Below are 14,457 nucleotides of genomic sequence, written 5' to 3' on the forward strand. Positions count from 1 at the left end.
GACGGCCGCCAGCAGCAGAGAGAGCATCATGAGCATCATCGTCGATAAGAATACCCGCGTGATTACCCACGGCATTTCCGGCAAGGCCGGGGCCTTCCATACCCAGCAGTGTCTTGACTATGGCACGCAGATGGTCGGCGGCGTCGTCCCCGGCAAGGGCGGCACCAAGAGCGAGCACGGCCTGCCGATCTTCAACACCGTGGGCGAGGCTGTTAAGGCCGTCGGCGCGAACTGCTCCATGATCTTTGTCCCCGCAGCCTTCGCCGCCGACAGCGCGATGGAGGCCGCCGCAGCCGGCATCAAGACCATCGTCCTGATCACCGAGGGCATTCCCGCGCTTGATATGGTGAAGGCCAAGAGGTTCATCACCGAGTGCGGCGCCCTGCTGGTGGGCCCCAACTGCCCCGGCATCATCACGCCCGGCCAGGCGAAGATCGGCATCATGCCCGGCTACATCCACAAGCCGGCCAACGGATCGACCAAGAACATCGGCCTGATCTCGCGCAGCGGCACGCTGACTTATGAGGCCGTCTGGCAATGCACGACGCGCAACATCGCCCAGACCACGTGCGTCGGCATCGGCGGCGATCCGGTCAAGGGTCTGAACTTCATCGAGCTGCTCGGCATGTTTGAGAAGGACCCGCAGACTCACGCGATCATCATGATCGGCGAGATCGGCGGCACCGACGAAGAGAAGGCGGCGCAGTTTGTGAAAGAAAACGTGAAGAAGCCCGTCGTCGCGTTCATCGCGGGCCGCACAGCCCCGCCCGGTCGTCGCATGGGCCATGCCGGGGCCATCATCTCCGGCGGCGAGGGCACGGCCGAGAGCAAGATCGCGGCACTCAAGGGCGCCGGCATTCACGTCGCCGATTCTCCCGCCACGATCGGCGATACGATGGTCCGGGCGCTGAATCTCAACTGATCAAGATTCACCGGCAAGTAAGTCGACGCGCCGCCGAACACTTTCACCCCAATTCGCATGCGATTTGATCGGCGTAGAACTTCGCATCGAGCAGGGAGTTCTCCACGGCCGGCAGCCCCCAGTTATCCTGATTGACGAAGTAGATGCGCCCCTCGAACGGCCGACGGAGGTTGTCAACGACTCCATCGGCGATGAGCCGGGGACTGCAGATGGGTACGGGGTGGCCCCAACGGGTGAACCGTATCTGCTCGACACTGTCTGCAGAGAGGCCATAAAGGGCAAGGGCCGCACGGACATCGGGCGCTATGCGTTCGGCGTACTCAAGCCAAGACTCATCGGTATAGAGGCTGTAACGTCCCTGAAACCAGGGGAGCGGCCAGTACAGGGTAAGGACCGATCGCGGGCCGCGTCCATTGCGGGCGAAACTGCCGTTCACGACATCCACAAAATGCGAATTGGCCGCGAAGCTGTCGGGGGTCATCGGGAAGTTACCGTCGCGCAGCAGAAAGGTGTCATAGGGAACGTGCGGGATCGGCTGCTTCAGCAGGACGTTGGCCACAACGTATGCCATGGTGTCGATGTTGTGCATGGCCTCGAACTTGGCCGGATCGCGTTCGCCGAGTTCATGGATCATGTACTTCGCGATGTGCTTGCCGTTGGCCATGACAACCCGCCGGGCTCGGAGGGAACGGGTGACGCCTGCAGGATCGAGGTAGGTGACCAGGACGCGGTCGCCGGGAACCACGCGTACATCGAAGACCTGAGAGCCTGGTCGGAGAAGCGGAGGTCGATTGCGACGTTCAAGGGCAAGGAGCTTGCGCCACATGGCGTCGACCAGGAATGCATTTCCGCCGGGCAGAACCCAACGGCCGAACTCCTCGGCGGCGATGAAGTTCCATCCGCCGGCAGCGGAGAGGTTGTCCCATCCAATGCCGAATGAGGAATAGCAGTATCCCTGGATGGCCGCCGCGAGAAGGGGCGGGATGGGAAGGCCGTTCATCTTCTCCTCGATATCCTCGCGGAGGGTCTTGGCATCGAGGTCGATGATCCACTGATTGTCCTTGCCCTCGGGAAGCGGGATCTCGGGATAACTTTCGTCGGCGTAGTACTGGACGATTTCCGCGTACCGCTTGAATGCGAGGACGGTCTCGGGTGGCTGCCCCGCACCGTCCCAGAAGCCGTCGATGATCTTTCCGCCGAGTTCGACGGGGCTGTCGCCGGAATCGACGCGCGCGACGCGATCGAGTCCGAGCCGGCGATAGAAGCGATCGAGAAACGAACCCTCGTCCGGAGTAATAAAGTAAGCGCCGCCAAATGAAAACGGCGCGCCGCCCCAGATTTCCCCCCGAGCGTTGCCGCCGAACCGCGGCGCGAGCTCGAAGAGGACAGGACGAAGGTGGCGCAGAAGCAGAGCCGTCGAAAGCCCGGAGATGCCGCCGCCGATGATCGCGACGTCGACGTCTTCCTCCGGGGGCGGGGGACCGTTAGGCAGCGGCGGAATCGAGTGGAAGGGAATATTATCGTTTGGATAGCTGTCGCCGGTAAACCAGTCGGCAAAGGGGAGTTGATCAACGATGATCGAGGTCGGATGAAGGGGGACCGCCGCAAACGGGCGTGACTGGAGAAGCGGGCGACCGGCGGCGCCGGGGGAGTCAAAGGGCAATAGTCCGAGGGCTCGGCGCTGCGAAAGCCCTAGACAAACGGCGGAGAGTCCACCTTTGATGAAATCTCGACGATTGAACATGGTCGCCCTCCATCTGGGAAAAAACGGCACGCATGACTTCCCGGATCATCCCGCCCGGCTGCGCAGCCGTCTCTGAGTCCGACATTATACCAAGCATCCCTCGCTGACCATAAACCACATGGAAGTTTGCAGCCAGTAAAGGCGTCAAAGATTGGGAATAAGTCCCCAGTCCGCCGGATGCGTGACCCTCGCGAGTAAAAAGCATGGCAGGCAGAAACCTCCTGGCTCCTGCCTGCCAGATTGAACTCGACTGAACTTGCCCGATCGCTCAAACGGCTATCTGAAGAATCTCCGCGAAGGTGTCGATCGCGACCAGGTTCGGCCGGTCACCGTTCCGCGCGGGTCGCTTCGGCCGCCTGCCGTTGCTGCCGCGACGCTTCCGCCGGGCTGCGATCTTGCAAAGCCGCCGGCGTTGACCGAGCGAATCGGCGCCTGACTCGCGGTGCTGAGGCCGCCGGAGCTGGCGACGCTGCCGTCACGACCGATCGACACGTTGAACGTGCTGGCCGCTGCCGGAATGAATCGACCGCCGACCGCGTAGCTCACGGAGAAATCAAACCCGTCGCGATCGACGCCGTATGCAATGCCCTGCCCGAAGGAGACCGGGCCGCTTCGCGTGGTCGTCCGGGCCTGTCCGCGGCCGTCGCCGGTGTAGTTTGCGGAGGCTTCCGCCGTGCCCGGCAGGGAGCCGATTTGCGTGACGCCTGCCGAGGTCGAGGCCTCTCCGGCAAGAGCCTTGTTCGGGCTGCCCATGATCGCCGCCGCGAGGATCAGGGCGGGAAGGGTCAGTGTTCGACTCATGATCCGACTCATGTTGTTCATTTTCGTTTTCATCGGTGCATTCTCCGTTCTTTGTCTGCGATCCACTTTGGGATGTCTGGATACCTAGGGGTCCTTGAATCCCCCGGACCCTCCTCGACTCTGAAGAGGGCCGGGGGCGAAAGTGCTATCGTCTGATCTCAACGCTCACGCCGTTCGCACGGCTGCGGCCGAATCGCTCGGCCCGGCCGATGGCCGTCACGCGGGACACCGCTCGCTGACGCGGGCCGCTTACGCTGACGCCCAGGCCGTTGGCGCTGGCCGAGCCGAAGTTCCTGGCTCCGGCGTGGGCCCGAACGCTGCTGTCCGAGACGCCGCCGAAGGTGTCGGCCACGGAATCGCTGATGGCGACGGCTCGCCCACCGAAGAGACCGTCGGAGGTCGCCCGGCTGTCGCTGGTGGCGACGCCGAATCGGCTGAGGGCCAGTGACGACGAACGGCTATCGGCATGGGAGTTAAAGCGAGCGTCGGCCTCGGCGAGACTGTTCGAGATGGCCACGCCGCCGACGGTAACCGCGGTGCTGTCGCTGTTGGCGATGGAGCGGCCGCCCCAGAAGCCGCGAGCGTCTGCCCGCGAATTGCTGACGGCCAGTCCGCGATCGGCGATGGCGACGGAGTTGCTGTTGGCGATGCCCCATCCGCGGCCGATCGCCTCGGAGTTGGAGACCGCCCGTCCGCCGTTCGTGGCGGCCGAGTATGCCGTTGCGTTGGCATTACCGGATGCGACGGCGTTGGAGCTGGCGGATCCGCCGTTCGAGGCGATCGAGTACGCCGTGACCTCTCCGGCCTGCGCCGCTGAGACAAGACTGAGTGCGAGAACGACTGAGAGATTCGTGACGCGGTTCATGGGATCACTCCTTTCGTAAGAGTTATTGACCTGCGAAGCTCAAACCGGTCCGCGTTACCATCCCGGCCTTCACAGTGCGTTAGACACGTAGGCGGGGGCAGCGTTAGTCAGCGGCCGGGCCTTTGTTTGACCAAAGTCTGGCGCCATTGAGCGCGTCGGGCGCAATCCGGACGGGCAGGAATGAAATTGTGAGATTCCGCGTGAGCGCCTTGGACGCAGGCCGATATGGGTCCGGCCGCCCCACTTCCCCGGCGACGCCCCCAACGTTGACCCGCCGCACTTCGATGCCGACAATGCGAACCAGACACGCATCATCGAACAGGAGCCTGTCATCATGTCAAACGCCACGCCCGGTTTCGACCCCCTTTCCATGACGGCCGAGACGGCCAGCCACGTCGCGGCAGCACACCAATGCGAGCCGCTGCCGAGCCTCGCGGATGAGCTGCTGTTTCAGAACTTCGTCGAGATGTGGGAGTCGCTCGCATCGAATCATGCCGATCGCACGTGGATCAGCTACTACGCCTGTGCGGCGGATGATGAAACACCGACCGAGCATACCTTTCGCGATTTTTCCGACCTGATCGATCGGGTGGCGGGCCTGCTTTCGTCGCACTACGGCATTGCGGCGGGCGGATCGGTGGCAACGCTGACGATCAACCAGCCGCTGACGGTGGCCATTTATTTTGCCGCGTGGCGACTTGGTGCGCGCGTCGTGCCGGTGAACCCGGGCGAAACGGACGACCGCGTCGGATACATCGTGAAGAATTCCGACGCCACGCTGCTTGTGGCGCATGCGTCGTGTCGCGAGAGTTTTTCCGCCGTGGAAGCCGCGATCGGCAAGGATGTGCGTCGGGCCATCGTGCTGGACGGGGCCGTACGGGCGGACGCGGCGGACGCGGGGTGGGAAGACTTCGCCGCGGCTCTGACGGCGTATACCGGCAGCGCGAAGCTGCCGACGGCCAGCGAGGTGTCTTCTCACGCCGAAGCGCTTGTCGTCTATACCTCGGGCACCACCGGCAACCCCAAGGGCGTGATTCTGACGCAGCACCAGATGCTGGCCGATGCTTACGCCATCGCCAAATGGCACGGCATCGACTCGCGCACCGTGATGATGAACGTGCTGCCGATTCACCACGTGAACGGCACCGTCGTGACACTGCTCACGCCCGCCTTCGCCGCGGCCCAGGTGGTCATCAACAAGCGATTTCGCAGCGGCGGGTTCTGGCGAAAGCTCGCCAAACACGACGTGGCCATTGTCAGCGTCGTGCCTACGCTGCTTCAGTTTCTCATTGACGCCAACGAGGATCTGGAGCAGGAAACGATTCCCAATTTCCGCCATTTCATTTGCGGGGCGGGGCCGCTATCCGTTGAGCTGGCGCGCGATTTTCAGGACCGCTTCGGCCTGCGGATCGTCCACGGCTACGGCCTGTCCGAGACGGTTTGTTACTCGTGCTTTCTGCCGGTTGACCTCGAATGGGATGACCACACGCACTGGATGTACGACCATGGCTTTCCGTCCATCGGCTGCGCCATCGACGTTAACGAGATGTCGATTCACGACGAGAACGGACAGGCCGTGCCCGAGGGGCAAAAGGGCGAGATCGTCATTCGCGGGCACAACATCATGAGTGGTTACTTCCGCAACCCGGAGGCCAACGCGACGGCGTTCAAGTTCGGCTGGTTCCGCAGCGGCGATGAAGGCTTCAAGTTGCACGGACCCGGCGACCGGCAGTACTACTTCATCACCGGGCGGATCAAGGAACTCATCATCCGCGGCGGCGTGAACATTTCGCCGTTCGAGATTGACGAAGTCCTCTGCTCGATGCCGCAGATCCGCGTGGGCCTGGCCGTCGGATTCGACAATCGCTACTACGGCGAGGAAGTCGGGGCCTATGTTCAGGTGCAGAAGGACGCGAAGGTGACGGAGGCGGAGGTGATCGCCTACTGCAAGGAGCACCTGCCGTCGTCGAAGTGCCCAAAGGTGGTGCTGTTCGGGGATGACATCCCGGTGACATCGACGGGGAAGTACCAGCGCGGGAAGCTGAAGCACCTGTTTGAGGCGTATAAGGACAAGCAGTTTAAGGACTGAGCAAGCTGCGAAACAGGCTTTGGATACCAGCCCGAAGCGCAAGCGAGGGTGAAAGTGATATGGGCACGACTCCACTCGCCTATTTCCTGACATGGACCACCTACGGTTCGTGGCTTCACGGCGACCGCCGTGGCTCAGTGAGATCAGGAGAACGCGGGATTCAGCGTCCCGACATGAATTACGAGGAACTCGCAGTCCTTAGCATGAGCGAAAGCGAGATCGTGCTCTCGCCAGAGCAGCGAGTACTTGTCGATTCGACTATCCGCCGACACTGCGAAATCCGCAATTGGACGCTGTACGCGCAGAATGTCCGTTCAAATCATGTCCATGCCGTAATCTCCGCGCCTGTGTCGCCAGAGAAAGTCATGGCACAATTAAAAGCGTGGTGCTCCAGGAAACTCGGAGAATCCTGCAATCATTCGCGACGCCACTGGTGGACCGAACATGGGAGCACGCGGTGGATAAACGACGAGAAGCACCTCCGCGCGACCATTCAATATGTACTGGACCATCAGGGTCCGACGAGCTTCACGTCGGAATAAGACAAGTGGGCCAACGACTCACCCTCGCTTGCGCTTCGGGCTGGTATTGCGCCCGCAACGGTTGAATGCACTCTCGCTAACCCCGTACGACCCACTTGAGAATCTCCAACGGCTTCGGCGGTTTGCCCTGCATGAGCAGGCCGATACGGAAGATGCGGCCGGCGGCCCAGACGCAGATGAGCGTGGTGATGATCGTCCCCACGATGCCGACGGCGATCTGCCACATGGGCACGATCGGGGCCATCGACAGGCGGATCATCATCAGCATGGGCGTCGCCGGGGGGAAGAGAGACAACCAGACCGCAAACGAGCTCGATGGGTGCTGCAGGACCGTCCCGAAGGTGAACATGGGAATCAGCAGCACCAGCCAGATCGGCATGACCAGGTTCTGCGCCTCGCGGAGGTCGTTGCAACATGAGCCGGCGGCCAGGAACATCGAGCCAAACATGAAAATCGCCAGGCTGAGGAAAACGCCGAGCCAGCCGAGCAGGTGCATCGGGATCATGTCGGCGTGGCCGTAGTAGTTGGCCACGGTCCAGCCGCCGACGGCGTAGATGCCCACGAGGGTAACAGCCACGCCGACGAAGCCGACGAGCTTGCCCATCATGATTTCAAAGGGCCGGGCCGAGCCGAGCAGCACCTCGGAAATCTTCTGCATCTTCTCTTCGATGACGCCGCTGAGGATCGGCTGGGTGGTCATCATGAGGGCCATCCACATGAGCATGAGGATGGTGATGGGGACCAGAAAGGTGGCGGCGCGGTTGACCTTTTCCGCCTGTTTGATGGCGCCGGTGTCGGCGTCTCGCTCGTAGAGGCCAAGGTTTTCCAATTCGACAGGCTTCATCGCCTTGCCGACCAATTTGATGTCGAGACCGGCGGCCGCGAAACGTTCCGACCGGACCCGTTCATCGACGATGTAGGACAGCCAGCGGCGCAGGTCGTCGTAGGTCGGCTCGTTGGAGTAGTAATTCAGCCGGGCATCGCCGGAAGCGTAATCAAAGACGTCGCCGGTCACCTCGATGAAAGCGAAGTAAACCTTACTCCGAACCTGGTCCGACAATTCAACGCGCTGCTCGTCCGGCGAATCGGCCTGGATCGGGACGCGCTCGAAGACATACTTCGGCTTGACCTGCTCGCCCGTCTCGGGGTCGAGAATCCCGAAGTCGTCCGTCTTGGCCTTATTACGCGATTCCGACGCGGCGACGATGATGTCGAAGAGCCGTCCATTGGGGTCAAGGACGGCAACCTTCTTGGCATCGACATCGATCCGGTCCTCGGTGAGAGACTGAACGGCAAAGCCGCCGAGCATGAAGATCGGCATCAATACGATGGCGACGACGAAGGCCTTCGTGCGAACCGTGGTGCGGTATTCCCGCCTGGCGACGACCCACATCTTATTCATGTGTTATCTCCTGGGCCGCCGGCCCGGCGATGCGAACGAAAATGTCGTGCAGCGACGGCTGGGCAATCTCGAAATGCTGGACGCGACCACGGCCGGCCAGTTGCTGCAGGATTGCCTGCGGGTCGGCCTGCTTGTCGATGCGCAGCTCCTGAAACTGTCCGAAGTCATTGACGCGCTGAACGCCCGGAAGCTCGGTGAATTGAACCCCGTTGCCTTCCATTCGCACACGGAGTGTGTCGGAGCCGTATTTTTCTTTGATCGTGCCGAGCGTTCCGTCGAGGACCTTCTGGCCCTTGAAGATCATGAAGACGAAGTCGCACATTTTCTCGGCGACGTCCATATCGTGCGTGGAGAAGATCACCGTGGTGCCGCCGCGGCGCAGTTCGAGAATGGCGTCCTTGAGGACATCCATGTTCACCGGGTCCAGGCCGCTGAAAGGCTCGTCGAGGATGACCAGTTCGGGCTTGTGCAGAACGGTGGCGATGAACTGGATCTTCTGCGACATGCCCTTGGACATTGCCTCGACCTTTTTCCTGGCGACATCCTTCAATTGCAATCGATCCAGCCATCCGGCGATCAGGGGCTTTGCGTTCTTGACGCCCTTGAGGCCCGCGTAGAATTCCAGGACTTCACCGACGAGCATCTTTCTGTAGAGCCCGCGTTCCTCGGGCAGGTATCCGATGCGGTCATTGGCGGCGTCACCGGCGCTGGCATCCTCGCCGAGGACGCGAATCATTCCGCTGTCCGGGTGGATGATGCGCAGAATCATCCGCAGGGTCGTCGTCTTGCCGGAGCCGTTGGGGCCGATGAAGCCGTAAACGCTTCCGTTCGGCACGACCAGCGAAAGGTCCGCCACAGCCCGCGTGGAGCCGTAGGTCTTGTTGACATTCTGAATCTCAACCGCAGATGAAGTCATCCCAACTCCCTTGAATCGGGGAACCGATCCGTCGCGGCACGAAGTGTCGGACCCCGTGGCGCTACCACCCGGCAAATGCAAGAAGCCGATGTCCCGACCGCCGACGTCAGTCGGAATCAGCCGGACAATAGACGTGGAGGCTCGCCAAGTCTAATAGACAATTTCAAACGGCCCGCCGCCGAGCCGTTCACGCGGGAATTTGAAAACGACGATCCGCCCGCCCGAGAACTTTCACACGCAAGTCGCAGCCCTAGAGCGTCTGAACGCCGACCGCATCGATATGAGCGGCGACGATCCGGATCGTCTCGTAGGGAACCTCTCCGTTGAGCTTTTCGAAGATGGGCTTGAGCGGCGCCGGCCCCAGCTCGCAGACGGCCCGCGCGACCTTCTGATAGGTGGCATTGTCAACCCAGGCGTCCACCCGCTCGGGCCGTCGCTCGGCGATGAACTCCGCGAGATAGCCAGAGAGTGTGCCGGGCGCCCGCCTGACTGCGATGGCGACATCTTCCAGCGACTCATTCCGCGCAAACATTTCAAATGCCGCATCGCGCGCAGGCGATCGCGTTGGCTTCGCCCTCGGCACCGGCAGCGCATTCTCATCGGTTGATAGCCCGGCCCGTTCGCAGAAGGTGTTGATGCATTCGATCAGCGACCTGCCGAGGTCCGCCACCTTGCGATCGCCCAGGCCCTTGATACGGCGCAGGCCATCCAGGGTTGACGGCCGATGCCGCGCAAGGTCGCGCAGCGTCGCATCGCCACAGATGACGAAAGCGGGCACACCTCGACCCTGAGCGATCTCGTAGCGGAGCTTTCGCAGCGCCTCGAACAGGTCGCTATCGACGCCGGACCAGGCATCGTCGGCATAGCGAGACTTCTTGACGCCCTCGACCTTCGGCTGCTGCAAGCGTACCGACCGGTCGCCGCGCATCACTTCCCAGGAGGCGGCATTGAGCTTGAGAATCGGCCGATCGCCCGCCGAGCGATCCAGCACCTCGAGATCCACGAGTTGGTAGATGAGGTTGGACAGCGCCTTGCGGTCCATCCCTTTGAGCAGTCCGTAGGTGCTCAACTGGTCATGCTTGAACGAGCGGATCAACTCGGTGTTGGCCCCGACGAGCACGTCGGCGACGTGCTTCGCCCCGAATCGCTCCTCCACCCTCGCGACGCACGACAGAATCTTCTGTGCCAGCACCGTCGAATCCACGACTTCTTCCGTCTCGCCGAGGCAGACGTCGCAGGCCTCGCAATTGTCGCGCTGGCAAGTCTGACCGAAGTGCTCAACGAGCCGCTGATGCCGGCACTTCATCGAATTGGCATAGCGCTGCATGTGACCGAGCTGCTCTTTCATCGCCGCGATGACCTCATCCGGCCGCTCGGCCCCCTCGGCGCTCCGGGCGATCAAGTCTTCCCAGCGCATCACGTCCGATGCCGAATAGAACAGCACGCACTCGGACGGCAGGCCATCGCGTCCTGCCCGGCCGGTCTCCTGTTGATAGTGCTCGATGCTCTTGGGCAGGGCGGCATGAATGACGCAGCGGACGTTGCTTCGATCGATGCCCATGCCGAAGGCGACGGTGGCCACGACCACGTCCAGCCGCTCCTCGGCAAACGCATCCTGCGTACGGCGCCGGTCGGCGGGCTCCATCCCGGCGTGATAGTGCGCGGCGCGAACCCCGCTCGATGCAAGGTATGCCGCCATCGCCTCCGTATCCTTGCGGCTGATGCAATACACGATGACCGCCTCATTCTTGTGGCGCCGCACAACCTCCAGCGTCTGGGTGTAAAGGTCAACCCGCGGAAACACACGGTAGGTGAGATTCGGCCGGTCGAAGTCCCCCACCAGAATGGTCGGGTCCTTCAGACGAAGCTGCCGCACGATGTCGTCACGCACCCGCTGATTGGCCGTCGCGGTGAAGGCGTGGATGCCTGCCTTGGGGAAGTACTCGCGAATCTCGGCGAGACGACGATACTCCGGTCGAAAGTCGTGTCCCCAGTGGCTGATGCAGTGCGCTTCATCGATGGCAAAGGCGCTGACATCCGCCTCTCGGAGCATGCGCAGGCAGTACGAGCCCAAAAGCCGCTCGGGCGCGACAAAGATAAGCCGAAACTTTCCCGCAGCGATCCCCGCCTGGGCTTTCATCAGTTCCGATTGCGTCATGCCGCTGTTCAGGGCGACGGCCGGATACCCACACTGCCGCAGCCCGTCCACCTGATCTTTCATCAAGGCGATGAGCGGAGAAATGACGACGTCGGTGCGCTCGGCCAAAACCGGCGGCACCTGATAGCAGAGCGACTTGCCGCCGCCCGTCGGCATGACGAGCAGGCTGTCGCGCGCCGTCACGCCCGCCTCGATGGCCTGCGCCTGCAGCGGGCGCAACTGGTCGATGCCCCAGAAGTGCCGGGTGATTTCCGTGACCTGCTTCAAACCGCCGAAAACCGGTGTGGCCGTTTTCATGGCAGATAGTTTAGGGATGTGTTAGGAGACCGCAAGCGCAAAGCATTGAAGCGTGCATCAGCCCGTACAGCGCGAGGGTCGACGGTGAGTTCGCCTTACTCGACGGGCTTCTTTTTGCCCTTTGCGGGTTCGGCATCAAGCTCGCACCACCGGGCTTCTCCGTCGACGTAGTCCCAAAATTTCTCGTAATTCCCATCCTGAAGCGTGCAGCGGAGCACCGCCCAGGCGTATTGCCCGACGGCGACGGCCACGGTCTCGTCGGGATGACTCTTGACGATCCTTGAGATGCCGTCGGAGAGTCGCTTCGCTGCGTCGAGTAGCGACTCGCCACTAGGCGGCTCGACGGAGGTTGGGTCACTCCGCCATTGCCGATATACACGGCCGAACCTCTCCTTTAGGCTTTCGATGGTCAGCCCCTCCCAATGTCCGAGGTCGAGCTCCCGAAGCTCCTTGACGGTCTTAAGCTTGATGCCCAGACCGTGAGCGATGACGGTTCCCGTTTGCTTCGTCGCGTGCTCCGGGCCGCATCGAACCACGGTCGGCTTCAGCGCGGCGATGGCGTCGGCGTCGGCGACAGCCTGGCGATGCCCCACTTCCGTCAGCGGTAAGTCGGTATCTCCGGCGAGGCGCCCTTCCACCCGCCACTGCGTCTCTCCCGCTGATACAAGGGCAATGTGTGTCATGCCAGAAATTCAATTCGCGGCGCGGAGGCCAACATGGTGACGGTAAGCCAGTGAAACATCGCTCGGGGCATGTCGAATTGTGGTGGAATGGAATTCACGCATCATCCAGCAGCTCGATCGTGGCGAACGGCTTGCCCTCGAGAAACTCCAGGCTTGCCCCCCCGCCCGTCGAGATATGTGTCATCTCGTCCGCGAGCCCGGCCGCCTCCACCGCCGCCGACGAATCGCCGCCGCCGATGATGGTGATCGCGCCGCGTGCCGTTGCCTCGGCCAGCGCCTTGGCAATCGCCAGTGTTCCGGTGTCAAAGGGCGGCGTCTCAAACACCCCCATGGGCCCGTTCCAAACGATGGTCTTGGCCGTTTCGAGAACATCCCTGAAAGCGGACACGGTGCCCGGTCCGACGTCAAAACCCGCAAGACCCGACTCAATCTCGCCCGCGACGACCCGCGTCGACACGTTGGCCTCTAATTTCGCCGCACAGATGCTGTCGATCGGCAAGTGAATTTTCCCGGCGGACTTCTCCAGCAATGCCTTGGCAATCTCCAGCTTGTCGCGCTCACAAAGACTGTCTCCGACGCGCATGCCCTTGGAGGCCAGGAATGTATAGGCCATGGCTCCGCCGATCAGGATCGAATCCACCTTGGGGAGCAGGCTTTCGATGACGCCGATCTTGTCGCTGACCTTGGCGCCGCCGAGGATCGCGACGAACGGCCGCGCCGGTCGATTCAGGGCTTCTCCGAGAAACCGAAGCTCCTTCTCCACCAGCCGTCCACAACAACGTCTTCCCGCGCCTATCATCAGCGGCACGTCGTACATGCTGGCATGTTTCCGATGACAGGTTCCAAAGGCGTCGTTGCAGTACAAGTCCCCGTATCTCACCAGTTCCCGCGCGAATGCGTCGATGGATGCCCGCTGCTCGACGGTCGGCTTCTTATCCGGATTCTTTTTGGCCTTGTCGATCAGGGTCTCCGCCGCGTGAAAGCGCAAATTCTCAAGCAATACGACGCTGCCCGGCGTCATGGACTCCACGGCCCGATCGGCCGGCGAACCAACGCAGTCCTCGGCAAATGTCACCGGGCATCCCATGAGCGACGCCAGGTGAGTCGCGACCGGTCGCAGGCTGAATTCAGGCTCATGTCCCGTGCCTTTGGGCCGGCCCAGGTGGCTCATCAGAATGAGTTTGCCGCCGCGATCCACGACCGACTTGATGGAGGGCAGTGCCTGAACGAGGCGACGATCGTCGGTGATGCGATCGCCCTGCAGCGGCACGTTGAAATCCACGCGCATGAGCACCCGCTTGCCGCTCACTTCAACTTGATCAATCGTCCGTTTGGCCATGTTGTTCCGCCTCCATCGTCGTCGACGAATCGCGAATCAGGTCGTGCAGCCGAAACCCCTCGGGCCCTGGATCGTCGCTTCTCAGATTGTCGCCGATCCTGGAATCATCCTCCACTCCAAAGTCTCGATCCGGGCCGGCCGAGACAAAAATCGGCCGACCATTGTTGGCTCGCACCTGGAGGGACTCCTTCGGGTCGGACAGATATTTGAGCGGCGTTCCCCATGGATCGACGAGGTTCTTCCGCCCCGGCCCCTTCCACAATCCCGGAGGCAGTGCTTCGAGCAGTGGACGCGTTCGATCGAAATCCAACAGGGCCGTCGCCGCCCAGTTCGCTGCATTCGGACCGGAGCCTCGCGGATACTGACCGAAGGCGCGGTGATACCGGGACAACGCCTTGTCAAGATCGGAGAGCAATCGGATGGATAGGTCGCGGCGCGTGGCCTGACGCGTGGAGTTCATCCACCCGGAAAGGAAGAACAGCCCGATCCCGATCATCAATGTGGTGATGATCATTTCGACGAGTGTCATTCCCGTGGCGAACGCCGCGATGCGTCTTTCGCTGGCTCCGTGAATCGGCATTCGGCTGATCCTAAGGCGACCCATGGCTCGGTCAAGATCCGAGAAACTCGACGCCCTTTATCGGCGTGGAACATGGAAATGCGAAGGGCGCGTGATTTTCGGTCGCTGCGGGCCGGCTT

12 protein-coding genes are annotated in these 14,457 nt (G+C 62.0%); 3 read left to right on the forward strand and 9 right to left on the reverse strand.

Annotation, left to right across the window (positions count from 1 at the left end; all coding sequences use genetic code 11):
* Positions 1-28: 28 nt before the first annotated feature.
* Entirely contained in the window at positions 29-922 is an 894-nt protein-coding gene (gene sucD / locus HS101_19080; GenBank protein MBE7508367.1) for a succinate--CoA ligase subunit alpha, read from the forward strand.
* 43 nt (positions 923-965) lie between these two features.
* On the opposite strand, the gene HS101_19085 is transcribed toward sucD, so the two are convergent.
* The 3 genes from HS101_19085 to HS101_19095 form a co-directional block, all read right to left on the reverse strand.
* Positions 966-2,666 (reverse strand): NAD(P)-binding protein, encoded by a 1,701-nt coding sequence (locus HS101_19085; protein MBE7508368.1) that lies wholly within the window; start codon positions 2,664-2,666, stop codon positions 966-968.
* A 276-nt stretch (positions 2,667-2,942) separates the two neighbouring features.
* Positions 2,943-3,500 (reverse strand): hypothetical protein, encoded by a 558-nt coding sequence (locus HS101_19090; protein MBE7508369.1) that lies wholly within the window; start codon positions 3,498-3,500, stop codon positions 2,943-2,945.
* 112 nt (positions 3,501-3,612) lie between these two features.
* Positions 3,613-4,332, reverse strand: coding sequence for a hypothetical protein (locus HS101_19095; protein ID MBE7508370.1), 720 nt, complete (start codon positions 4,330-4,332; stop codon positions 3,613-3,615).
* A gap of 334 nt (positions 4,333-4,666) precedes the next feature.
* Here HS101_19095 and HS101_19100 point away from each other — a divergent pair, with 334 nt between their 5' ends.
* Both HS101_19100 and HS101_19105 read left to right on the forward strand, forming a co-directional pair.
* On the forward strand, positions 4,667-6,421 hold the full coding sequence (locus HS101_19100) for an acyl--CoA ligase (protein ID MBE7508371.1): 1,755 nt from the start codon (positions 4,667-4,669) through the stop codon (positions 6,419-6,421).
* Between the two features lie 59 nt (positions 6,422-6,480).
* The gene (locus tag HS101_19105; protein ID MBE7508372.1) at positions 6,481-6,963 is read left to right on the forward strand and encodes a transposase; all 483 of its coding nucleotides are present in this window, start codon (positions 6,481-6,483) and stop codon (positions 6,961-6,963) included.
* 76 nt (positions 6,964-7,039) lie between these two features.
* On the opposite strand, the gene HS101_19110 is transcribed toward HS101_19105, so the two are convergent.
* The 6 genes from HS101_19110 to HS101_19135 form a co-directional block, all read right to left on the reverse strand.
* Positions 7,040-8,365 carry an ABC transporter permease gene (locus HS101_19110; protein ID MBE7508373.1) on the reverse strand — a complete coding sequence of 442 codons (1,326 nt, stop codon included), beginning with the start codon at positions 8,363-8,365 and terminating at the stop codon, positions 7,040-7,042.
* The gene (locus HS101_19115) at positions 8,358-9,281 is read right to left on the reverse strand and encodes an ATP-binding cassette domain-containing protein (protein ID MBE7508374.1); all 924 of its coding nucleotides are present in this window, start codon (positions 9,279-9,281) and stop codon (positions 8,358-8,360) included. Before HS101_19115 ends, HS101_19110 begins: the two co-directional genes overlap by 8 nt.
* A gap of 250 nt (positions 9,282-9,531) precedes the next feature.
* Positions 9,532-11,736: a DNA helicase RecQ gene (gene recQ / locus HS101_19120; GenBank protein MBE7508375.1), complete on the reverse strand. Its 2,205-nt coding sequence runs from the start codon at positions 11,734-11,736 to the stop codon at positions 9,532-9,534.
* A 95-nt stretch (positions 11,737-11,831) separates the two neighbouring features.
* Positions 11,832-12,419, reverse strand: a complete 588-nt coding sequence (locus HS101_19125; protein ID MBE7508376.1) for a histidine phosphatase family protein — start codon at positions 12,417-12,419, stop codon at positions 11,832-11,834.
* A gap of 94 nt (positions 12,420-12,513) precedes the next feature.
* A complete protein-coding gene (locus HS101_19130) occupies positions 12,514-13,758 on the reverse strand; it encodes a phosphoglycerate kinase (protein MBE7508377.1) in 1,245 nt (414 codons plus the stop codon).
* A complete protein-coding gene (locus HS101_19135; GenBank protein ID MBE7508378.1) occupies positions 13,739-14,338 on the reverse strand; it encodes a type II secretion system protein in 600 nt (199 codons plus the stop codon). The genes HS101_19130 and HS101_19135 overlap by 20 nt, the downstream gene beginning before the upstream one ends.
* Positions 14,339-14,457 lie beyond the last annotated feature (119 nt).

This window comes from Planctomycetia bacterium (assembly GCA_015075745.1).
Classification (GTDB): Bacteria; Planctomycetota; Phycisphaerae; order UBA1845; family UTPLA1; genus UTPLA1.